This is a genomic window from Actinoplanes subtropicus (assembly GCF_000721705.1).
Classification (GTDB): domain Bacteria; phylum Actinomycetota; class Actinomycetes; order Mycobacteriales; family Micromonosporaceae; genus Actinoplanes; species Actinoplanes subtropicus.
In genome coordinates, this window is the sequence record NZ_JOJL01000011.1 from 37,974 (window position 1) to 58,700 (window position 20,727).

Annotated in this window: 15 protein-coding genes and 1 pseudogene; 7 read left to right on the forward strand and 9 right to left on the reverse strand. The window is 73.8% G+C overall.

Annotation, left to right across the window (positions count from 1 at the left end; all coding sequences use genetic code 11):
- Nucleotides 1-4 precede the first annotated feature (4 nt).
- A complete protein-coding gene (gene hsaB, locus IH26_RS0116625) occupies nucleotides 5-565 on the forward strand; it encodes a 3-hydroxy-9,10-secoandrosta-1,3,5(10)-triene-9,17-dione monooxygenase reductase subunit (protein WP_051808205.1) in 561 nt (186 codons plus the stop codon).
- A 78-nt stretch (nucleotides 566-643) separates the two neighbouring features.
- Here the strand turns inward: hsaB and IH26_RS0116630 are convergent, their stop codons facing one another.
- The 5 genes from IH26_RS0116630 to IH26_RS0116650 are packed head-to-tail and all read right to left on the reverse strand — an operon-like array spanning nucleotide 644 to nucleotide 6,161.
- Entirely contained in the window at nucleotides 644-1,663 is a 1,020-nt protein-coding gene (locus tag IH26_RS0116630) for an acyl-CoA dehydrogenase family protein (protein ID WP_030437109.1), read from the reverse strand.
- A complete protein-coding gene (locus IH26_RS0116635) occupies nucleotides 1,650-2,630 on the reverse strand; it encodes an acyl-CoA dehydrogenase family protein (protein ID WP_030437110.1) in 981 nt (326 codons plus the stop codon). Before IH26_RS0116635 ends, IH26_RS0116630 begins: the two co-directional genes overlap by 14 nt.
- Before the next feature lie 55 nt (nucleotides 2,631-2,685).
- Nucleotides 2,686-3,798, reverse strand: coding sequence for an acyl-CoA dehydrogenase family protein (locus IH26_RS0116640; RefSeq protein WP_030437111.1), 1,113 nt, complete (start codon nucleotides 3,796-3,798; stop codon nucleotides 2,686-2,688).
- 10 nt (nucleotides 3,799-3,808) lie between these two features.
- Nucleotides 3,809-4,645 carry an enoyl-CoA hydratase gene (locus IH26_RS0116645; RefSeq protein ID WP_030437112.1) on the reverse strand — a complete coding sequence of 279 codons (837 nt, stop codon included), beginning with the start codon at nucleotides 4,643-4,645 and terminating at the stop codon, nucleotides 3,809-3,811.
- On the reverse strand, nucleotides 4,638-6,161 hold the full coding sequence (locus IH26_RS0116650) for a FadD3 family acyl-CoA ligase (RefSeq protein WP_030437113.1): 1,524 nt from the start codon (nucleotides 6,159-6,161) through the stop codon (nucleotides 4,638-4,640). Before IH26_RS0116650 ends, IH26_RS0116645 begins: the two co-directional genes overlap by 8 nt.
- 72 nt (nucleotides 6,162-6,233) lie before the next feature.
- Here IH26_RS0116650 and IH26_RS0116655 point away from each other — a divergent pair, with 72 nt between their 5' ends.
- The 3 genes from IH26_RS0116655 to IH26_RS62870 are packed head-to-tail and all read left to right on the forward strand — an operon-like array spanning nucleotide 6,234 to nucleotide 12,816.
- The gene (locus IH26_RS0116655) at nucleotides 6,234-7,424 is read left to right on the forward strand and encodes an acyl-CoA dehydrogenase family protein (RefSeq protein ID WP_051808206.1); all 1,191 of its coding nucleotides are present in this window, start codon (nucleotides 6,234-6,236) and stop codon (nucleotides 7,422-7,424) included.
- Complete coding sequence (locus IH26_RS0116660; protein WP_030437115.1) at nucleotides 7,421-8,209, forward strand: SDR family oxidoreductase; 789 nt, start codon at nucleotides 7,421-7,423, stop codon at nucleotides 8,207-8,209. The genes IH26_RS0116655 and IH26_RS0116660 overlap by 4 nt, the downstream gene beginning before the upstream one ends.
- On the forward strand, nucleotides 8,206-12,816 hold the full coding sequence (locus tag IH26_RS62870; protein WP_084598871.1) for an alpha-(1->3)-arabinofuranosyltransferase domain-containing protein: 4,611 nt from the start codon (nucleotides 8,206-8,208) through the stop codon (nucleotides 12,814-12,816). Before IH26_RS0116660 ends, IH26_RS62870 begins: the two co-directional genes overlap by 4 nt.
- On the opposite strand, the pseudogene IH26_RS57925 reads toward IH26_RS62870, so the two are convergent.
- Nucleotides 12,798-13,937 (reverse strand): annotated as a pseudogene (locus IH26_RS57925) (acyltransferase family protein); the annotation flags it as partial. The gene IH26_RS62870 and the pseudogene IH26_RS57925 overlap by 19 nt on opposite strands.
- Nucleotides 13,938-14,011: 74 nt before the next feature.
- Here IH26_RS57925 and pgfA point away from each other — a divergent pair.
- Both pgfA and IH26_RS0116680 read left to right on the forward strand, forming a co-directional pair.
- Nucleotides 14,012-15,064, forward strand: a complete 1,053-nt coding sequence (pgfA, locus tag IH26_RS0116675; RefSeq protein ID WP_051808208.1) for a cell envelope lipid trafficking protein PgfA — start codon at nucleotides 14,012-14,014, stop codon at nucleotides 15,062-15,064.
- A 16-nt stretch (nucleotides 15,065-15,080) separates the two neighbouring features.
- Nucleotides 15,081-16,244 (forward strand): glycosyltransferase family 4 protein, encoded by a 1,164-nt coding sequence (locus IH26_RS0116680; protein ID WP_030437119.1) that lies wholly within the window; start codon nucleotides 15,081-15,083, stop codon nucleotides 16,242-16,244.
- A 236-nt stretch (nucleotides 16,245-16,480) separates the two neighbouring features.
- Here IH26_RS0116680 and IH26_RS53610 read toward each other — a convergent pair whose 3' ends face one another.
- Nucleotides 16,481-16,684 (reverse strand): hypothetical protein, encoded by a 204-nt coding sequence (locus IH26_RS53610; protein WP_034215434.1) that lies wholly within the window; start codon nucleotides 16,682-16,684, stop codon nucleotides 16,481-16,483.
- The gene (locus tag IH26_RS0116690) at nucleotides 16,663-18,366 is read right to left on the reverse strand and encodes an MmpA family trehalose lipid delivery protein (protein WP_245665245.1); all 1,704 of its coding nucleotides are present in this window, start codon (nucleotides 18,364-18,366) and stop codon (nucleotides 16,663-16,665) included. The genes IH26_RS53610 and IH26_RS0116690 overlap by 22 nt, the downstream gene beginning before the upstream one ends.
- A 43-nt stretch (nucleotides 18,367-18,409) precedes the next feature.
- Here IH26_RS0116690 and IH26_RS0116695 point away from each other — a divergent pair, with 43 nt between their 5' ends.
- The gene (locus IH26_RS0116695) at nucleotides 18,410-19,600 is read left to right on the forward strand and encodes an MATE family efflux transporter (protein WP_051808210.1); all 1,191 of its coding nucleotides are present in this window, start codon (nucleotides 18,410-18,412) and stop codon (nucleotides 19,598-19,600) included.
- On the opposite strand, the gene IH26_RS0116700 is transcribed toward IH26_RS0116695, so the two are convergent.
- Nucleotides 19,584-20,699, reverse strand: a complete 1,116-nt coding sequence (locus IH26_RS0116700; RefSeq protein ID WP_030437122.1) for a steroid 3-ketoacyl-CoA thiolase — start codon at nucleotides 20,697-20,699, stop codon at nucleotides 19,584-19,586. The two genes, IH26_RS0116695 and IH26_RS0116700, sit on opposite strands and share 17 nt — an antisense overlap.
- Between the last annotated feature and the right edge of the window lie 28 nt (nucleotides 20,700-20,727).

Here is a 20,727-nt window from a genome sequence, read left to right on the forward strand (position 1 = left end):
CGGGGTGAGCGTCATCCCGGCCGGGCTCGACTCGCGGGAGTTCCGCCGGGTCTTCGGCCACTTCGCCACCGGCGTCACCATCGTCACGACGGCCGACGAACAGGGGCCGGCCGGGTTCGCGTGTCAGGCGTTCGCGCCGCTGTCGCTCGACCCGCCGCTCGTGTTGTTCTGCCCGCAGGCGGGGTCGCAGACCTGGCGACGGATCCGGCGTACGCAAATGTTCGGGGTCAATGTTCTGGCCGAGGGACACGACGAGGTCTCGCGCGCGTTCGGGGGCCCCGGACCGGACAAGTTCGCCGGCGTCGACTGGTCGCCGTCGCCGGCCGGCATGCCGATCCTCGCCGGGGCGCTCACCTGGGCGGAGTGCCGGGTGGAGGCGGTCCATCCGGGCGGCGACCATTCCATTGTGGTCGGCCGGGTGCTGACGCTCGGCGAGTGCCGTGGCGACGGCCCGCTGCTGTTCTTCAAGGGCCGTTACCACGCGGCGTCACCGGTCGCGGCGACCGCCGAACCCGAGGTGGTCGACACGTTGCTGGCCTGGCCCCGGCACACCGACTGGATGTAGCGGACGTACGGGCGTCAGGGCAGGTCCATCCGGTACTGGAGGAAGCCGGGGTTCTCGGCGACCGGGGTCGCGTTCTGCTCAGGTCAGCAATGTCGCCGCGAGCCGGTCGAGGTGCTCGCCCGGGGAGCCGAACAGTTGTGCGTCGGCGTAGGCGCGGCGCAGGTAGAGGTGGGCGTCGTGCTCCCAGGTGATCGCCAGGCCGCCGTGCATCTGGACCATCTCGGCGGCGATCGCCTGGAGCGTTTCGGAGCAGTGGACCTTCGCCATGGCGGCCAGGGTGCTGGTTTCGGGGCTGTCGGAGACCAGCGCCTCGGCGGCGGTCCAAGAGGCGGTGGTGGCGGCTTCGAGACGCAGGTAGGCCTCGGCGAGACGGTGCTGCAGGACCTGGAAGGAGCCGATCGGGCGGCCGAATTGGACGCGCTGCTGAACGTATTCGTGCGTCTGGTCGAAGGCCCGGGAGGCGGCGCCGATCTGATCGGCGCTCAGGGTGACGCAGGCCAGATCGCGGAGCCAGGTCAACGGGCCGCCGTCGCCGATCCGGCGGGCGGGGGCGCCGGCGAGCCGGATGGTGGCCAGCCTTCGGGTCGCGTCGAGGACGTCGGCCGGTTCCACGGTGACGCCGGGCGCGTTCGGTGCCATCTCGTAGAGGGCGTCGTCGGTCGCCACGAGGAGGGTGTCCGCGGCTTCGGCGTCCATGACGTGGTGGGCGACGCCGGTGAGCCGGCCCGCGTCGTCGGCGGACAGGTCGCCCCGCCAGGCGAGCGCGGCGATCCGGTCGCCCGCGCACAGGGCCGGCAGCAGTTCCTCGTCGCCGGCGCGCAGCAGTGCCTGGGTGGCGAGCACGCTGCCGAGCATCGGGCCGGGGGTGAGCTGCCGGCCCCATTCGGTGAGCACGATGTGCGACTCGAGCAGGGAGGCCCCGGCCCCGCCATACGCCTCGGGAATCGCCAGCCCCGCGACGCCGATCTCCTTGCACAGCCGCTGCCAGAGGCCGGCGTCGTAGCCGGCCGGTTGCTCGATCGCCGCCCGGGCCGGGTAGCCGGCGAGCAGGCCGCGCACGGCATCGCGGAGCGCCCGGTGTTCCTCACTGAGTTCCATGCGCATACTCCCTGGTCAGTTCCGCCATGACCCGTGCCCGGTGCTGGGCCGGGGTGCCCCAGGACAGGGACAGCGCCCGGACCTTGGTCAGATAGCGCGCCAGCCCCTGCTCCTCGGCGTACCCGATCGCGCCGTGCACCTGCAGCGCCGCGCGGGCGGCCCGTTGCGCGGCCTCCGCACAGGCCACCTTGGCCGCCGAGACGTCCCGGGCGGTGAGCGTGACCGCGGCCGCGTGCAGCAGCGGCCGGGCGAACTCGAGCGCGACCGCCACGTCGGCCAGCCGGTGCTGCACGGCCTGGAAGCGGCCGATCGGCCCACCGAACTGTTGCCGTGTGTGCGCGTGCGTCACCGCCGCCTCGAGCAGCGCCCGCCCGGCGCCGAGCAGTTGTGCGGCACAGGCGAGCGCGCCCAGGTTCATCGCACGGCCGGTCGCCGGGCAGGCCGTGAGCGTGCACCCGGCGGACACCTCGAACAGCCGCCGCGTCCGGTCGAACGACGGAGATGCCCGTACGCCTGCCCGCCCCACCCCGGCCGCCTCGCCCTCGACCAGCAGCACCAGGTCGGCGGCGTCGGCATCGGCCGCGTACGGCAGCCACGGTGGTGCGGCGAGCGTCGCGAGAACTCGCCCGGCCGCCAGCTCGGGCAGCCACTTCTCCGCCTCACCGGACTCGGCCAGCACCGTGGGCACGGCGGCGAGTGACTCGGCGACCGGACCCGGCAGCGCATGATGTCCCAACTCCTCCGCTGCCACCACCAGATCGGCCGCGTCGGCGCCCAGCCCGCCGAACCGGACCGGCACGGCGAGCCCGGTCACGCCCAGCTCGGCCAGCAGCGACCAGATGCGCCGGCCGGGCCCGTGGTCGCCCTCCGCCCAGCGCGCCGCGGCCTCGGGCACGTGCGCCGACGCGAGCAGGTCGTGCAGCGTGGCCCGGAACGCGGTCTGCTCCGGAGACAGGACCAGCCTCATCGCGGTACCCCCGTCGCTCGGGTGGCGGCGAACGCGCGCCGGACCGGGGCGCCGCTCATCGGGGGAGTCCCAGCACCCGGGTGGCGACGAGGCCGCGCTGGATCTCGTTGGTGCCCGCGTAGATCGGGCCGGCCAGCGCGAACAGATACCCGTCCGGCCACGCCGGGTCGATCTCCGCGTGCGGGCCGAGCACGTCCAGGGCGGTCTCGTGCAGCGCAACGTCCAATTCGGACCAGAACAGTTTGGTGAGGCTCGCGTCGCGGGTTGGAAGATCAAGGGCGGCAAAAGCGTGCATCCGGTACGCCTGGGCGCCGAGCCACGCGTCCACCACGCGATCGCGGAGCCCGGTGTCGGCCGGGTCGCCGTGCTCGCGCCACAGGTCGGCCAGTCGCCGGGCGGCCGCCAGGAAACGGCCGGGGCTGCGCAGGGTCAGGCCGCGCTCGTGGCCGGCCGTGCTCATCGCCACCCGCCAGCCGTCGCCGGGCGAGCCGATCACGTCGGCGTCCGGAACGTACACGTCGTCCAGGAAGATTTCCGCGAAGCCCGGGTCGCCGTCCAGCTGGCGGATCGGCCGCACGGTGACGCCGGGCGCGCGCAGGTCGAACATCAGATAGGTGAGGCCGCGATGGCGCTCGGCCTCGGGATCGCTGCGGAATAGCCCGAACGCGCGATCGGCGATGACCGCCCGCGAGCTCCAGGTCTTCTGCCCGGAGAGCAGCCACCCGCCCTCGGTGCGCCGCGCCCGGGAGCGGATCGCGGCCAGGTCGCTGCCTGCCTCCGGCTCGGACCAGGCCTGCGCCCAGACCTGTTCGGAGCGGGCCATCGGCGGCAGGATCCGGTCGCACTGTTCGGGCGTGCCGTGCGCGAACAGCGTCGGGGCGAGCAGGAAGAGGCCGTTCTGGCCGATCCGGGCCGGACCGCCGGCGGCGTGGTACTCCTCCTCGAAGAGCAGCGCGTGCAGCGGCGGGACCGCCCGGCCCCCGTACCGCTCCGGCCACGACACGACCGCGAGCCGAGCGTCGGACAATGTGCGTTCCCAGGCGCGGTGTGCGGCGTCGCCCTCCGGAGTGTCCACACTGGGCAGACGCTCGGCGGGAACATTGGCCGCCAGCCAGTCGCGCACCTCGTCGCGGAACGCCAGCGCGTCCGCGTCCAGGTCCAGGTTCACGAGGCGGCCCTCACGAGGCGGCCTTCTTCATCGCGGACGGGTCGAGACCGGCGAGCGGGTTGCCGGTGACCTCGGCGTTGTGCGCGTGCGCGACGTGGTGCAGCCCGAACACGGAATCCATGCCCGCGCGCATGCCCATCTGATCCTCGCACTGGTTGACCGCCCGTTTGGCCAGCGCGAGACCGAACGCCGGCATCGCGGCGATCCGCTCGCCGAGAGCGCCCACGGCGGATTCCAGCTCGGCGCGCGGCACGACGCGATTGACCATGCCGATCTCGTACGCCCGGCGCGCGTCGAACCGGTCACCGGTGAACAGCACCTCCCGGGCGAACCGCGGCCCGAGCACCCACGGATGGGCGAAGTACTCGACGCCCGGGATGCCCATCCGCAGCACCGGGTCGGCGAAGAACGCGTCCTCGGCGGCGACGATCAGATCGCACACCCAGGCCAGCATCAGTCCGCCCGCGATGCACGCGCCCTGCACCATCGCGATCGTCGGCTTCGGGATCTCCCGCCACCGCCGGCACATCCCGAGGTAGACCTCGATCTCCCGGGCGTACCGCCGGTCGGCGCCCGCCTTGTCGGTGTGGTCCCACCAGATCCCGGCGCGGCGGGGGAACGTGGTGTCCGCGTCGCGCTCCGGGGTGCCGATGTCGTGCCCGGCCGAGAAGTGGTCACCGGCGCCGGCCAGGACGATCACCCGCACGTCACCGTCGTCCACCGCGCGGGCGAACGCCGCGTCCAACGCGTACGTCATCTTGGAATTCTGTGCGTTCCGATACCGCGGCCGGTTCATCGTCACGACGGCCAGCGGCCCGCGGCGCTCGTAGAGAACCTCGTCAGGCATCGGCGGCCTCCGCGCGCAGCAGGTATTTCAGGACCTTGCCGGAAGCGTTGTGCGGCAGCTCGGCGCGCAGCTCGACCGAGCGGGGCACCTTGTAGCCGGCCAGCCGCCCCCGGCAGAACTCGATGACTTCCGGTTCGCTCAGTTCCCGGCCGGGGCGGCACACGATGTACGCCCGGCCCACCTCGCCGAGCCGCGGGTCGGGCAGACCGATCACGGCCGACTCGGCCACCCCGGGCAGCCGGGCGAGGGCGCGCTCGACCTCGGCCGGGTACACGTTGAAGCCGCCGCAGATGTACATGTCCTTGAGGCGATCGGTGATGGTCAGGTAGCCGTTCTCGTCGAGCCGGCCGATGTCGCCGGTGTGCAGCCAGCCCTCGGAATCGATCGCCTGGGCCGTGGCGGCCGGGTCGTCGAGGTAGCCGAGCATCGCGTTCGGCCCGCGCAGCAGCACCTCGCCGCCCGGTTCGCCGATCCGCACCTCGAAGCCGGCCGCCGCCCGTCCGCTGGTCTCCGCGACGGTCCGCGCGTCGTCGCCCGGCCGGCACATGGTGGCCACCACCGCCTCGGTGAGCCCGTATGCGGTGAGCACGTCGGCGCCGAGTTCCTTGCGCATCCGTTCGACGAGCGCTGGTGGCACGGTGGCCGCGCCGGTCACCGCGAGCCGCAGGCTGGACAGGTCGTGGCCGCCGGCGTCCGGGTGGTCCATCAGGCTGGTGTAGAGGGTCGGCGGCCCGGGCAGCACGGTGATCCGCTCGGCGGCGATCAGGCCGGCCGTGCGCGGCACGTCGAAGACCGCTTGCGGTACCACCGTCGCGCCGCTGCTCAGGCAGGCCAGGATGCCCGCCTTCAGGCCGAAGCTGTGGAAGAACGGGTTGATGACCAGGTAACGGTCGTCGGGCCGCAGCCCGGCGATCCCGGCCCACGCGGCGGCGACGGCGAGGGACTGCCGATGCGCGCTCATCACGCCCTTGCTGCGCCCGGTGGTGCCCGAGGTGAACAGGATGTCCGCGACGTCGTCGGGCGCGACCGCGTCGGCCCGCGCGTCGGCCCTGCCCTCGGGCACGTCATCCCCGCACGCAAGGAAGGTTTTCCATTCGTCGGGGAGCGTGACGATCAGCCGGGGGAGGGGGATGCCCTCGTCCGCCGCGGCGGCCCGCAGCGCGGCGAGGCGGTCGACGCCGAGGAACGGCCCGGTCACGACCAGGCCGCCGGCGCCGCTGCGGTGGATGATGTCGAGCGCCTCGACGCCGGTGTATCGGGTGTTGACCGGCACCAGGGTGAGGCCCGCGTAGCTGGCGCCCAGGGCGGTGAGCATCCACTGTGCGCCGTTCGGCGCCCAGATCGCCAGGCGGCCGCCCGGCTGGAGACCGTACCCGATCAGCGCCCGCGCCACCGTGCGCACCTCGGCGTGCAGCTGCTCCCAGCTCCATCGCCCGCCGCCCGGCTCCACCAGGGCCGGCGCCGGGCCGAACTCGCGGGCCGCCTCCGCGATGGCAGCCGGGATCGTCGAGGTCACCGGAATCTTCGAGGTCACCGGGCCTCCTGACCGGGCCGGAATGGATGGTCAGCCAAGCAAGTGCTTGGTAGGGTGAGCCTACGCGCGGAGCGGGAGGCGACGCCAGTGGACGATGACCAGGAGTTCAGGCGCGAGATCCGCGACTGGCTCGCCGCGAACGTGACCGGCGAGCTGCGCGGCGCCGGCGGCGCGGGCCGGGAGAACGAGGCCTTCGAGCAGCGGCTGGCGTTCGCCCGCAAGCTGTCCGCGGCCGGCTGGAGCACGCTCGCCTGGCCGGTGGAGCACGGCGGCCGCGGCGCGTCGCTCGCCCGGCAGGTCATCTTCCACGAGGAGTATGCGCGATCCGGCGCCCCCGGTCGCGTCGACCACATCGGCGTCACCATGGTGGGGCCCACGTTGATGGCGCTCGGCTCCCCGGAGCAGCGTGCGCGCTTCCTGCCGGGCATCGCCTCGGCGACCGAGCTGTGGTGCCAGGGCTATTCCGAGCCGGGCGCCGGCTCCGACCTCGCGGCGGTGACCACCCGCGCCCGGCTCGAGGGCGACGAGTGGGTGCTCACCGGGCAGAAGGTGTGGACGTCGCTGGCGCACGTGGCGGACTGGTGTTTCGTGCTGGCCCGCACGGCGCCGGTCCCCGCCGGGGCGTCCCGGCACGCCGGGCTGTCCTACCTGCTGGTGCCGATGCGGCAGCCCGGGGTCACGGTCCGGCCGATCCGCCAGTTGACCGGCGACAGCGAGTTCAACGAGGTCTTCTTCGACGAGGCCCGCACCTCGCGCGACCTGGTGGTCGGCGAGCCGGGCCAGGGCTGGCGGGTGGCGATGGCCACGCTCGGCTTCGAGCGCGGCGCGGCCACGGTCGGCCAGCAGGTCGGGTTCCAGCAGGATCTGGACGATCTGGTGGCGCTGGCCCGCCGCACCGGCGCGGCGGACGATCCGGCCGTGCGCGAGCGGCTCACCCGCGCGTGGATCGACCTGACGGTGTTGCGCGCTCACACGCTCCGGGTGCTGGCCGCGCCGCCGGCGGTGGGCACGGCCTCGGTCATCAAGCTGTTGTGGTCGCGGTGGCGGCAGGGAATCGGCGAGCTGGCGATGACCGTCCTGGGCCCAGCGGGGATCGCCGCACCGTCCGGTGACGCCGAGGTCGATCGGTGGCGGCGGCTGTTCCTGTTCAGCCGGGCCGACACCATCTACGGCGGCTCCAACGAGATCCAGCGGGGCATCCTCGCCGAGCGCGTCCTCGGGTTGCCGCGCCAGGACCGCCGATGACGCCGATCCCGCCACCGAAACCTCCCGACGGGCATGGGCTGCTCGAGGGCAAGGTCGTCGTGGTCACCGCCGCGGCCGGCACGGGGATCGGGAACGCCGTGGCCGAGCGCTGTCTGGCCGAGAGCGCTCACGTGGTGCTCAGCGACAGCCACGTACGCCGGCTCGCCGAGGCACACGACCGGCTGGCGGAGACGTACGGGAAGAAGGTCTGGTCCGTGCCGTGCGACGTCACGGACGAAGGGGCGGTGCGAGCGCTGGTGCACGGCGCCGTGAGCGCTCACGGGCGGCTCGACGTGATGATCAACAACGCCGGGCTGGGCGGCAACCGGCCGGTCACCGAGATGACCGACGAGGAGTGGTCCCGCGTCCTGGACGTGACGCTGAACGGCACGTTTCGCTGCACGCGCGCCGCGCTGACCCAGATGATCGCGCAGGGCGGCGGGGGAGTCGTGGTCAACAACGCGTCCGTGCTCGGCTGGCGCGCCCAGGCCGGGCAGGCGCACTACGCCGCCGCCAAGGCCGGTGTCATGGCGTTCACCCGATGTGCGGCGCTGGACGTGGCCGCACACGGCATCCGGGTCAACGCGGTCGCGCCCAGCATCGCCGCCCACCCGTTCCTGGCCAAGGTGATGAGCGAGGAGGAGCTGGCCGGCCTGGCCCGTCGCGAAGCGTTCGGCCGGGCCGCGTGGCCGTGGGAGGTGGCCACCGTCATCGCGTTCCTGGCCAGCGACTACGCCTCGTACCTCACCGGCGAGGTGATCTCGGTTAGCAGCCAGCATCCGTGAGCGCTCACGTGGTGTGGCGGCTGCGGGTGGCAACCGGCTGCGTGCTGCTCACCGCGCTGGCGTTCTGGCAGCAGCCCGGCCGGATCGTGCCGGACACCAAGGTGGACCTGGTCGTCGCGCCCGGCGCGTGGCTGGCCCGGGCGCTGCACGCGTGGGACCCGGTGGGCAACTTCGGCCAGATGCAGAACCAGGCGTACGGCTACCTGTGGCCGATGGGCCCGTTCTTCGCGGTCGGGAAACTCATCGGCGTGCCCGAGTGGGCCGTGCAGCGACTCTGGTGGGCGCTGCTGCTCTGCACGGCGTTCACCGGCGTGGTCCTCCTGGCCGGCCGCCTCGGCATCGGCACCCCGGCGGCGCGACTCGCGGGTGGCCTGGTGTTCGCGCTTTCCCCGCGCATCCTCAGCGAGCTGGGCCCGGTCTCGGTCGAGGCGTGGCCGAGCGCGGTGGCGCCGTGGGTGCTGCTGCCGCTGGTCGCGCTCACGGCGGGCCCGGTCCTGGGCCGTCGACCGCGACCGGTCGCGAACAGCGAGCGGTCGGACGAGGAGTCACCGGGTGGTGGATGGCGATCGGTCGCACACGGCGAGCGGTCGGACGAGGTGTCGCCTCGTCGCCGATGGCCATGGGCTGCGCGATTCGGGCGTGCTGACGACCCTGTTCCGGGCCGGCGGCTGGTGCGGGCGGTCGCGCTCTCCGGGCTCGCGGTGGCCACGGCCGGTGGGGTCAACGCGACCGCCGTGCTCGCCGTGCTGCCGCTGCCGTTGCTCTGGCTGCTCACGGTGCGTCCGCTGCGGTGGCGGCTCATCGTGGCCACGGCCTGGGGGATCGCCGTCGGCTGCGCCACCGCGTGGTGGGTGGTGCCGTTGTTGCTGCTCGGCCGGTACAGCCCGCCGTTCCTGGAGTACATCGAGACGGCCGCGACCACCACCCGGACCACCGACGTGGTGAGCACCGTGCGCGGGACGTCGCACTGGCTGGCGTACCTGACCGGCGCCTACGGACCCACGTGGCCGGCCGGTTGGCGGCTGGCGACCGAGTTTCCGCTGGTGGTGGCCACGATGGTGGTGGCCGGTCTGGGTCTTGCCGGCCTGGCCCGGCGCGGTATGCCGTACCGGCGCTTCCTGATCGCGGCGGTCCTGGCGGGCATCGCGGCCGTCGGGCTCGGACACCTCTCCGGTGTGCCCGGCCTCGGTGCCGTGAGCGCTCACGGGTGGCTGGACCACGGTGGCGCGCCGCTACGCAATCTCCACAAGTTCGATGTGCTGCTCCGGCTGCCGCTCGCCCTGGGGTTCACCCACCTGCTCGGCACGGTGCTACGGGCCGTGCACGTTGCTGCCGGGCGCAAGACGGACGCGCACACGCGCGACACGCACACGCGCGACGCGTACACCCCGATCGCGGACACGCCAGACGCAGACGCGCGCAGCGCACCCGCCCACCCGGCCGTGCACGTGCAGCCGGCACGCCCACCGGCTGTGCGCCTGCCGATCGCGCGCATCCGAGCTGTCACGCTCGTCCTCGCCGCGGCCACGGCCCTCGCCCTCCTGGCCGGGCCCGCTCTGGGCGGCAACCTCCCCGGCTCCGGCTCGTTCACCGACGTCCCCGGCTACTGGCGCACCGCCGCCACCTGGCTGAACGACCACACCGGCACCGGCCGGGTCCTGGTCGTCCCCGGCGCCCGCTTCCCGAACTACCTCTGGGGCGCTCCCGGCGACGAGATGGTCCAACCGCTGCTCACCGCCGACTGGGCCGTGCGGAACTCGATCCCGCTGGTCCCGCCCGCCACCGTCCGGCTGCTGGACACCATCGAATCGGCCCTGGCCACCGGCCGGAGCCAACCCGGCCTGGCCACCCTGCTGTCCCGCTCCGGCGTCCGCTACCTGCTGCTCCGAGCCGACCTGGACACCGGCCGCTCCGACTCCCAGCGACAGCTGACCGTGCGGGCCACCCTCGACGCCTCACCCGGCCTCCGCCCCGGCCTCAGGTTCGGCCCCGACGTGGGCGGCCAGCCCTTCACCTCCTTTGTGGACCGCGGCCTGGACGTCCGGGTCCCCGCCCTGCAGGTGTACGAGGTCGACCAGCCCGCCGCCCCGATCGGCGCCTACGACCTGAACGACGTCCAGACCGTGGTCGGCGGCCCCGAATCCCTCCTGCAACTGGCCGACGCCGGCCGGCTGACCGCCGCACCCACCGTCCTCGCCTCCGACCGGCCCGCCGACCTGCGCACCGGCGCAACGGTGGTCACCGACGGCGAACGCCGCCGGGAGGTCACGTTCGGCCAGGCCAGGGACAACACCTCGGCGACGATGACCGCCACCGAACCGTGGCGCCTCGCCCAACCGGCGCACGACTACACCTCGACCGACTCGACCCGCTGGCAGACCGTGGCCCAATACCAGGGCGTACAGGAGGTGAGCGCTTCCAGCTCGTACGCCCAGGCCCTGCCGCTGGCCGCGAACCGGCCGGAACACCTGCCCTTCGCGGCGATCGACGGCGATCCCGGCACGTCCTGGCGGTCGGCGCCCGGCACCGTGGCGGTGGGCCAATGGCTCAGCGTCGCCCTCGACCGCCCGCGCGTGCTGAAACAGGTCCGGATCACCTTCGATCTCGGCGCCGACGCCATCCCGACCCGGATCGGCGTGCGGGCCGGCGACGAATGGCACGAGCTGAACGTCTCCGGGGAGACGGTGACCGTGCCGCTGGACGGCTGGTTCCCGGTCAGCCGGCTCACCGTCGTGATCGAGGCGGTGTGGAGCGTCCGGCTCGGCTACGGCGGCGTCGGCATCGCCGAACTGACCATCCCCGGCGTCCGGGCGGCGCGCACCCTGGTGCTGCCCGCCGAGCCGCGAGGCTCCGGGGACACCCCGGTCTCCTTGGCCGATCGCGCACCGGCCCCGGCCGTGCTCCTCGAGGCGGCCCCGTCCGTGCCGTCCTGCTTCTTCCTCGCCGGGCACCCGTACTGCGCGGCCGACGCGGCCCGCGGGTCGGAGGACGGGACCGTTCTCGACCGTACGGTGCCATGGTCCTTGAACGGTGTGTACGGCGCTCAGCTGTGGGGCCGGCCGCGCGCCGGACCCGCACTCGACGCGCTGATCGATCGCACCTTGGCCGGCCCGGACACCCCGCGCGTCACGGCGTCCTCGACCGGCGTCGCCGATCCGGCGGCCCGGCCCGGCGCGGTGGTCGACGGCGACCCGGACACCACCTGGTACGCGAGCGACGAGGACCACTCGCCCTGGCTGCGTCTCGACTGGGTGTTCCCGCGGCTGATCACCGGCCTGCACCTCACGCTCGGCCCGCGGGCCGCCGCCGCACGGCCGTGGTCGGTGACCGTCCTGACCGACTCGGGCCCGCGCAGCGGCACCCTGGACGCGGACGGAACGCTCACTTTCGACCGCGCGGTGTACACCGACGACATCACCGTCCTGTTCACCGGCGGACCGGTCGCGACCTCGTTCGATCCGTACGCCGGCGACTTCGAGCGCCTCCCGGTCGGCGTGAGCGAGCTGACCGTGCTCGGCAAGGGCGGCCCGGCACGCCTCGCCGGGGGACCGGCCACCGTGGTCCGCCTCCCGTGCGGCAGCGGCCCGACCCTGGAGGTCAGCGGCAAGACCATCACTACCGCGTTCGCGGCCACCGTCGCCGATCTGGTCCAGCGCCGCGAGCTCCCGATGCGACTGTGCGCAACCGACCAGATCCGACCGGACGCGACGGCCGGCCCGGTGCGCGTGGTCGCGACCGCGAGCACCGAGGCCGAGCCGACCCGGATAGCGCTGCTGCCCGCCGCGGGCACGGCGGCCGCGACGCCGGTCGACAGCGTGCTCTCGATCGATCGCTGGCAGCCCGATCGGCGGCAGGTCACGCTCGCGCCGTGGGCCGCCTCCCGCGTCCTGGTGCTGCGCGAGAACACCAACGCCGGCTGGCGGGCCCGGATCGGCGGCCGGGCGCTGCGACCGATCGTGATCGACGGCTGGCAGCAGGGCTGGATCGTCCCGGCCGGCCTGTCCGGCACGGTCACCATCGATTTCGCCCCGGATCGCTGGTATCGAGCCGGCCTGATCGGCGGCGCCACCCTCGCCGGACTGGTCGCGCTCGCCGCGATCCTGCCGTTCGGCCGGGTGCCGGCCATGCCGGTCCGGAAGAAGCGGCGGCGCGACCTTTTCCTGCTCTTCCTGGGCGCCGTCTTCCTGGTCGTGGCCGGCGGCTACGCCGCGGCCGCAACGGCCCTGCTCGGCGTCCTGGCGCTGCTCATCTTCCGCGGCCGGCCATGGATCCGGCGGGCCGAGCGGTGGGCGCCGGTGATCCTCTGGGCGCTCGCGTGCGTGTTGTCGCTGCGCGCGGCCACGCCGCACATCGCGATCGGACCTCAGTTCGCCGGGCTGGCAGCGTTCGCCGCGCTCTGGCTCGGCGCGCTGCCGCCGGCACTCGGCCGCGCCTCTGCGCCCGGCGGCGCCTCGGCCGGAGACCCGCCCGCGGAAGCCGGCGATGCCCCCGCGGAGACCGGGGATGGGCCCGCGGTGACCGGAGTTGGGCCCGCGGAGACCGGCGATACGCCCGCGGAGACCGGAGGTGCGCTCGCCGAGACCGGAGCCGGAGATGGCAAAACCTGAGCAGGCTTACGCCGGCGGCCCAGCAGTTGCATCGGCTGCTCGAGTCCGTACCAGCTGAGCGTCGCCAGAGCGAGCGCGCCCGCCATCGTGAGCACATACGTCCGGATCAGCCCGGCGACCGTCGGCGCGCCCATCACCGGACGCAGCAGCACCAGCACGAACGGATGCCAGAGGAACAGCCCGTACGAGACCAGACCGAGCCACCCGGCGACCGGTGAGGTGAGCGCCGCGCCGATCGGTCCCGATCGGGCGAACGCGACCGGCAGCACGACCGTCACCGAGACGGCGAGGAACAGCACCATCCGGGTCGCGAACTGCCCCGGCGTCGGCTCGTCGAGGCCGCGCGGGCCGGTCAGCGGCGTCGAGGCGATGACGAACAGCCCGGCCGCCAGCGCCCAGCAGGTGAGCGGCGCCTTGGCGGCGACCTCGGCCAGGCGCGACGGGCGGCCCGCATCGGCGGCCACGTGCACGGTGGCGAGGACCATCCCGCCGGCGAACCACGACGCGAACGCGGGCAGCCAGGTCGTGTGCAGGCCCATGTCCAGCCCGCCCGCGGCCATCGCGGCGAGCCAGCCGCCGGTGACGACGGCGCCGAACACGCACAGGAGCATGACCGTACGCATGGGGCGCCATGAACGGCCCACGGCGAGCACGCCCAGCACCGGCAGCAGGAGGTAGAAGGCGGCCTCGACGGTCAGGCTCCAGGTGTGCCCGAGCGCGTCGTGCAGGTGGCCGCGCCCGTAGAACTGGGTGAAGGTCGCATACCGCACCCACTCGCCCCAGGACACCCCGGCGTTGCCCGGCAGCACGAGCAGGCACACCGCCACGGTCAGCCAGTAGGCGGGCAGGATCCGCAGCGCGCGCCGCCACAGGTACCGGCGGGCGCTCGGCCGGGGAGCGCCGTGCGCCATCGCGTACGCGTACGGCCGGAACAGGAGGAATCCGGAGAGCACGAAGAAGATCGCGACGCCGACGTCGAGCCGCGCCACCATCCCGCCCCACGCGCTGCTGCCGGTGAAGCCGGTGGCGAATCCGACGTGGACGGCCACCACCGCGGCGGCCCCGCCGGCCCGCAGTGCGTCGAGGGCCGGCAGGCGGGGTGGCGCCGATGCGGAAGACATCGTTCTCCCGGGGTTTCGCAGACGGTTACGCGGCAGTAGATTGTAACAAGTTCTACCTCGGAGGGGGTGCGCTCATGCGGCGGGTTGCCGGTGCGATGCTCTTCGGTCTCGGATTGCTCTGTGTGGTCGCCGGCGCGGCGCTGGCGTGGCTGATAGTGCCCAGGCTCAAGCAGGTTCCCTATGACATGAAGCCCCCGGATGTCGTGCTCAACGCCCCGGGAGCGACGTTTGTGAGCGCTCGTACGCTGCCCAGCGGTGCCCCGTCGATCACGGTCGAGCAGGGCACGCTGCGGAACATGACCGGCGTCAAGCCCGACTACAAGGCGGCCGCCGACCTCACCGGAAGCCTCGCCGGCAAGACGCTGATCTGGAACGTGTATCAGGCGACCGACTGGGTCGAGCAGAACCAACCGATCAACCGATCGGAGAGCCGGATAGCGCTCGACCGGCGGTCCGGCGCCGCCGTGCCGTGGAAGGGCCAGTGCTACAACGACGTGAAGGTCGGCAAGCAGGACGCCAGCACCTGCGAGGAAGGCAACATCAGCTACACCGGGCAGCTCTATCTCTTCCCGTTCGGCACGAAAAAGACGACGTACCAGTACTTCGACGGCACCCTGCGCAAGTCGCTGCCGATGACGTACCAGGGCCAGGAGAAGGTCGCCGGCCTCCAGACGTACCGCTTCCAGCAGACCGTGCCGCAACAGAACCTCGAGGTCGACCAGCAGACGCTCAGCGGCCTGCTCGGCTTCCTCGCGCCCAAGGCCAAGACCGGAACGATGAACTACGAGGCCTCCCGTACGCTGTGGGTCGAGCCGGCCACCGGCGCGATCGTCGCCTACACCGACCGCGAGCACCGCCAGCTCGTGCCGGACGGCGGCCAGCCGATCGACATCCTCAACGCCACCTTCCAGTACGACAAGGCCACCGGCGACACGATCGTCGACCAGGCCCGAAGCGGCCGCACCGAACTGCTCGTGTTCGGTCGCTACCTGCCGATCGGCCTGCTGGTCGCCGGCCTCGTCGCGATGGTCGCCGGGGTGATGGTCACCCGGCGGGTCCCGGCTCCGGGACGGCACGCCGCGCCGGAGACCCCGGCGCCCGAGGCGTCCGCCGTGCCGCAGGGCTGAGCGGCCGTAGCCCGCCGTGCCCGCCGCGCCGGCCCGCCACATCCTCTTCCTGAACTGGCGGGACACGAACAACCCCGAGGGTGGCGGCTCCGAGGTCTACACCGAGCGGATCGCGGCGGAACTGGTCGCGCACGGCCATCGGGTGACGCTGCTGTGCGCCGCACACGGCGACGCGCCCGCCGAACAGGTGTTGCCGAGCGATGTCCACGTTCTGCGGCGCGGCGGCCGGCACACCGTGTACCTCCGCGCGGCGCTCACCTACGTGGCCGGCGCGTGTCATCTCGGCCGGCTGGCCGCCGGCGTGCGCGGCCGGCCCGACCTGATCGTGGACGTCTGCAACGGCGTGCCGTTCCTGTCCCCCCTGTACGCGCGATGCCCCACGGTCGTCGTGGTCCACCACGTGCATCGCGAACAGTGGCCGGTCGTCTTCGGCGACTGGCGCGGCCGGTTCGGCTGGTGGCTGGAGTCCCGGGTCGCGCCGCGGGTCTACCGTCGCTGCCGCTACGTCACGGTCTCCAAAGCCACCCGCGACGAACTGGTCCGGCTGGGCGTCTCCGCCGCCCGGATCTCGATCATCCAGAACGGCCTGCCCGGCCCGAGCGAGGAGCCGGTCCGGCGCGCGGCGTACCCCTGCCTCGTGGTCCTGGGTCGCCTGGTGCCGCACAAGCGGGTCGAGTACGCGCTGGACGCCCTGGCCGCGCTCGCCGGCGAGCTGCCCGACCTGCGCCTGATCGTCGCCGGTCGCGGCTGGTGGGAGCCGCGGTTGCGGGAGTACGCCGCCCGGCTCGGGGTGGCGGACCGCACGGAATTCGCCGGCTACGTGACCGAGCAGCGCAAACACGAGCTGCTGTCGCAGGGCTGGCTGGCGCTGGTCCCGTCGCTCAAGGAGGGCTGGGGCCTGACCATCATGGAGGCGGCGACCCGCGAGACCCCGGCGATCGCCTTCCGGGGCGCCGGCGGCGTGTGCGACGCGATCCGGCACGGCCGCACCGGCCTGCTCGCCGACGATCCCGACGACTTCATCGCCAAGGTCCGCTGGCTGCTGACCGACGACGGCGCGCGCCGCCGGATGGGCGAGGCCGCGCGCCGGTACGCCGAGACCTTCACCTGGCCGGCCGCGGGCAACCAGCTGGCCACCCTCGTCGACGGCGTGCTCACGTCCGACCACCGGGCGCCGTAGAAGTCCCGGCCGCACATGGTCGCTCCGCACCGGTCGCCGTGCGGGCTGCCGCCCAGAATCGTTCAGAGCGCACCCGTTCGCGAGCGCACCCGTTCGCGAGCGCACCCGTTCGCGAGCGCACCCGTTCGCGAGCGCGGCCGTTCGCGAGCGCGGCCGTTCAGACTGCGTCGCTCGGCCGGGTCGCCGCGTGCCGTTCGGAGCGGCGCCGGCCGTGCGCCGATCGGTGCGTGGCCGGGTCAGCGGGCGCCGTAGAAGTTGGGCGGGTCGAGCGGATCCTCCGCCGCCCTGCCGCCCTGACCGTTCGCCTTCGCCTCGTCGGCCATCTGGGTCGCCACCTTGCTCGCGGACGGGTTGAGCGCGGCCATCGCCGCCGCCACCCCGACGACCGCGAGCAGCGCGCCGACCGCCGCGCCGACGATCAGGGTCGTGAACCTGCCCATTCCTGCCTCCTTCTGATCGATTTGGTACGCGCGAACCGCCGCCACCCCGCGACCACGACCACCATGCCGGCCAGCAGGTAACCCACTAGCGCCGACAGTCGATCTCCGTCCGGAGCGGCGGCCGCATAGCCCGGATTGCGGTACAACACCAACGCCGGTCCACGATGGACCTCGGTAAGCGCTCCCAGCCCGGCCGGCGGCACGCTCCCGCCGGTGTCCCGCTGCACAAGCACCCACCGCACATGCTCATCCGCGACCGGGCGACCATCCGCGAGCCGCGCCCGGATCTCCGCCGCCGCCGCGCTCTCCCCGCTGAGCACCGTGTCGCCCACCCGCAACCGGTCGTCGGCCACCACCGGCGCCGCAAGATAGCGGCCGGCCGGGTCATAAACGATCGCCCCCGAGTTCCACGGATAGGCGCGATAGGCCGACATCGGCAGCGAAACCACCGGCCCCGGATCGGCCCGCACCGCCGCCGCCACCGTCTCCCACTCCGCCGGATACTCGACCGGCCGCAACTTCCCGCCCGCACCCCACGCCAGATCGGGCAGCGCCACCACCGGCAGCAGCGCGAGGCCGGCCAGCACGACCCGGCCGCCCGTTCCCGGCACCCGATCGGCGATCCGTTCCGCCCCGAGCGCGAAGCACAGGACCAAGCAGATGGCGTACGGGATGAGGAACTTCTGTCCGTCCCGCAGCAGCCCGGCCCCGGGCACCTGGTCGACCACCGCGCGCAACGCCCCGGAGGTGCCCGGCACCGCCCCGAGCGCGGACACCAGCAGACTCCCGCCGGCCAGCCACGCCAGCCGGGTCGCCGTGCCCTCGGCCCAGCGCCGCCGCAGCGCCCCGAACCCGAACCCCGCCAGCACGAGCAGTCCGGCCGTCACGAGCGGAACGAGCGGCCCGCTCCGGCTCCCCGGCACGGCGGCGGCGTTCCAGATGCCCCCGGTGCCGGCCAGCGCGGCCGGCATGCCACCCCAGTTCTCGCCCCGCGCCGCGAACGCGCCCACCGCGCCCGGGTCGGAGGTCGCGAGCGCTCCCGATCCGGCCGCGACCACCACCCAGGGCGCGTTCAACGCCGCAACCGCGACCGGCAACACCGGCACCGGTCGCCATGGGCGGGGCCCGGCCGGGCCGTGCGGGGAGGACCCGGCCGGACGTACGAGAACGACGGTCGTGACCAACGCGATCAGCCCACCGGTCGGGGTCACCGCCGCGCAGGCCGCCGCCAGCACGACCCGGGCGCCGGCGCCCGGCCGCCCCAGCCGGACGTCGCGGGCCGCCCGGATCAGCCACGGCATCGCGGCGTAGCAGACGAGCAGCCCCCACTGCCCGATCAGCAGGCGCTCGGCCAGGAACGGCGTCCAAGCGTACCCGATCGCCGCGACCACCCGGGCCGGAGCACGCCGCGCCGGGACCAGCCGTCCCGCTCCGATCGCCGCGGCGGCGAGCACGGCGGCGAGCACCACCCGCTGCACCAGCCAACCCGGCGCGACCACCGCGGACAGACCGACCAGAGCGTCCTGCGGCACGGCCCGGGGCAGCGTGCCGGCCGGCGCCAGCAGGTCCCAGCGCAGCGGCTGGCGCGGCACGAAGACCATGTCGTAGCGCAGCACGTAGCCGGCCCGGGCGAGCGGCGCCAGCACGGCCACCACGACGGCCGCCGCGCAGGCGTAGAGCATCCGGCCGTCCCGGGCTACCCTGGGCGCACCTTCCGGAGGCACAGTGGACTCTTCGCCGGGCATCACCACTTGGGGACGGGCGGGCCTGCTCGTCACCGCCGCCACCGCGGCGGCGAACCTGCTGGCGTACCTGCCGCCGCTGCTCGCCACCCGCCGGCTGTCGCCGGCCGATCTGGGCGCGCTGGCCACGGCGCTGGCGCTGGTGGCGATCGCGACGATGCCGGGTGTCGGGCTGCAGACCGCGGTGGCGGTGGCGACCGCTCGCTCCGGTGTGCCGGTCGGGGCGTCCCGGCTGGCCCGGCTGACCGCGCTGGCCTGCGGGGGAGCGCTGTTGCTCGGCACGCCGCTGCTGTCCGCCGTGCTCCGGTTGCCGCTCGGCCTGCCGCCGCTGCTGGCCGCGATGACCGTTCCGGCCGTGCTGGCGGGGCGGCCGCTCGGCCTCTTCCAGGGCGCCGAGCGTTTCGGCCGCCTGGCCGCCGGAACGGTGGTGCTGGCCGTCGGGCGGTACGCCGGGGTGGTGATCGGGCTGGCCGCCGGGTTCGGGCTGATCGGCTCCTTCGCGCTCGGCGCGCTGGTGGCCTGGTCGGTCCCGCTCCTGCTGCGGTGGCTGGCGCCGCCCAGGGGCGACGGGTCCGCCGGCGTGTTGCGCGGGCGGGCGGTTCTCGCGGCGGCGAGCGCGTCGATGGCCATCCTGGTGGCCTCCTACGCCGATCTCATCCTGGCCCGGCGGCTGCTGCCGGCCGGCGAGTCCGGGGCGTACGCGGTCGGCGCGGTGCTCACCCGGGCCGCCATCTGGGCTCCGCAGGTGGTGACCATCCTGGCCCTGCCGAGGCTGGCGCGCGGCGGTGCCGCATTTTTCGTCGGGCTGAAGCTCTTGTTCGGGGCGGGCCTGGTCCTGTTCGCCGGTACGGTGCTGACCGGCGGTTTCCTGGTCGGCGTGATCGGCGGCGGCCGATATGCCGCACTGGCCGGCCTGGCGCCGTACTTCGTGCTGCTCGGCGCCGTGTACGCGATCACCGTGTTCCTGGTCAACGCCCGGATCGCCGACGGCGCCCGGTGGCCCGCCGCGGGGGTCTGGACGGCGGCGATCGGCCTGGTGGTCCTCGTCCTGGTGGTCCGCCCGGAGACGGTGCCGGAGCTGCTGGTCTGCGCGACCGGCGCGGCCGTCCTGAGCGCGGTGTCGACCGCTGCCGCATGGTGGGCGCGCTGGTCGTCGTTCATATCCGCTCAATGATGGTCGCCGTGGACATCGCCCCGCCCGCGCACATCGTGACCAGCGCCGTCCGCCCGCCCGACCGCTCCAACTCGTGCAGCGCCGAGCCGAGCAGCCGCGCCCCCGTGCTGCCCACCGGGTGACCCAACGCGATCGCCCCGCCGTTCACGTTGACCCGGTCGGGATCGGCCTTGTGCACCGACAGCCAGGAGAGCACCACGCTGGCGAACGCCTCGTTCACCTCGACGATGTCGACGTCCTCGATCTTCATCCCAGTCCGGGCCAGCACCCGGTCGGTGGCCGCGATCGGCCCGTCGAGGTGGTAATACGGCTCCGCCCCGACGAGGCACTGCGCCAGGATCCGGGCGCGCGGCCGCAGCCCCAGCCGGCGGGCGTGATCGGCCTCCATCACCAGCACCGCGGCCGCCCCGTCGGAGATCTGCGACGAGGTGCCCGCCGTGTGCATGCCGTTCGGCAGCACCGGCCGCAGCCCGGCGAGCCCCTCCATCGTGGTCTCGCGGAGCCCCTCGTCGCGGTTCACCGCCCCGACCGGGATCACCTCGCGGTCGAAGCGTCCCTCCCGCCAGGCCCGGGCCGCGTTGGCCTGCGAGCGTACGCCGAAGGCGTCGAGGTCGTCCCGGGTCAGTCCGCGCCGGGAGGCGATCCGCTCGGCCGCCACGTACTGGTTGGGCAGGTCGATCTCCCACGACGAGGGCCGGGGGAGACCCGCCTCGCCCAGGTTCGCCCGCAGCGGCACCCGGCTCATCGACTCGACCCCGCAGGCGACCCCGGTCTCGATGGCGTCGGCCGCGATCAGGCCGGCGATCAGATGTGTCGCGTGCTGCGCCGATCCGCACTGGGCGTCCAACGTGGCGCACCCGGTCGCGTACGGCAATCCGGCATGCAACCACGCCGTACGCGTGATGTTGTTGGATTGCTCGCCGCCCTGCGTGACGCACCCGCCGATCGCCTGCTCGACCTCGCCCGGATCGATCCCGGCGCGGTCGAGCAGCCCCCGTTGCGCCGCCCCGAGCAGTTCGGCCGCGTGCAGGCCGGCCAGCGCGCCGCGACGGCGCCCGATCGGCGTGCGAACCGCGTCGACGATCACCGGAACGCCCACGGCGGCCTCCAAGATCTCCAAATCTAGA

Bases quoted from the DNA above. Each gene is read 5' to 3' on its own strand.
- IH26_RS0116630 (WP_030437109.1), bottom strand. From the start codon at position 1,663: ATGGAACTCAGTGAGGAACACCGGGCGCTCCGCGATGCCGTGCGCGGC.
- IH26_RS0116635 (WP_030437110.1), bottom strand. From the start codon at position 2,630: ATGAGGCTGGTCCTGTCTCCGGAGCAGACCGCGTTCCGGGCCACGCTG.
- IH26_RS0116645 (WP_030437112.1), bottom strand. From the start codon at position 4,645: ATGCCTGACGAGGTTCTCTACGAGCGCCGCGGGCCGCTGGCCGTCGTG.
- IH26_RS0116660 (WP_030437115.1), top strand. From the start codon at position 7,421: ATGACGCCGATCCCGCCACCGAAACCTCCCGACGGGCATGGGCTGCTC.
- pgfA (WP_051808208.1), top strand. From the start codon at position 14,012: ATGCGGCGGGTTGCCGGTGCGATGCTCTTCGGTCTCGGATTGCTCTGT.
- IH26_RS53610 (WP_034215434.1), bottom strand. From the start codon at position 16,684: ATGGGCAGGTTCACGACCCTGATCGTCGGCGCGGCGGTCGGCGCGCTG.
- IH26_RS0116690 (WP_245665245.1), bottom strand. From the start codon at position 18,366: ATGCTCTACGCCTGCGCGGCGGCCGTCGTGGTGGCCGTGCTGGCGCCG.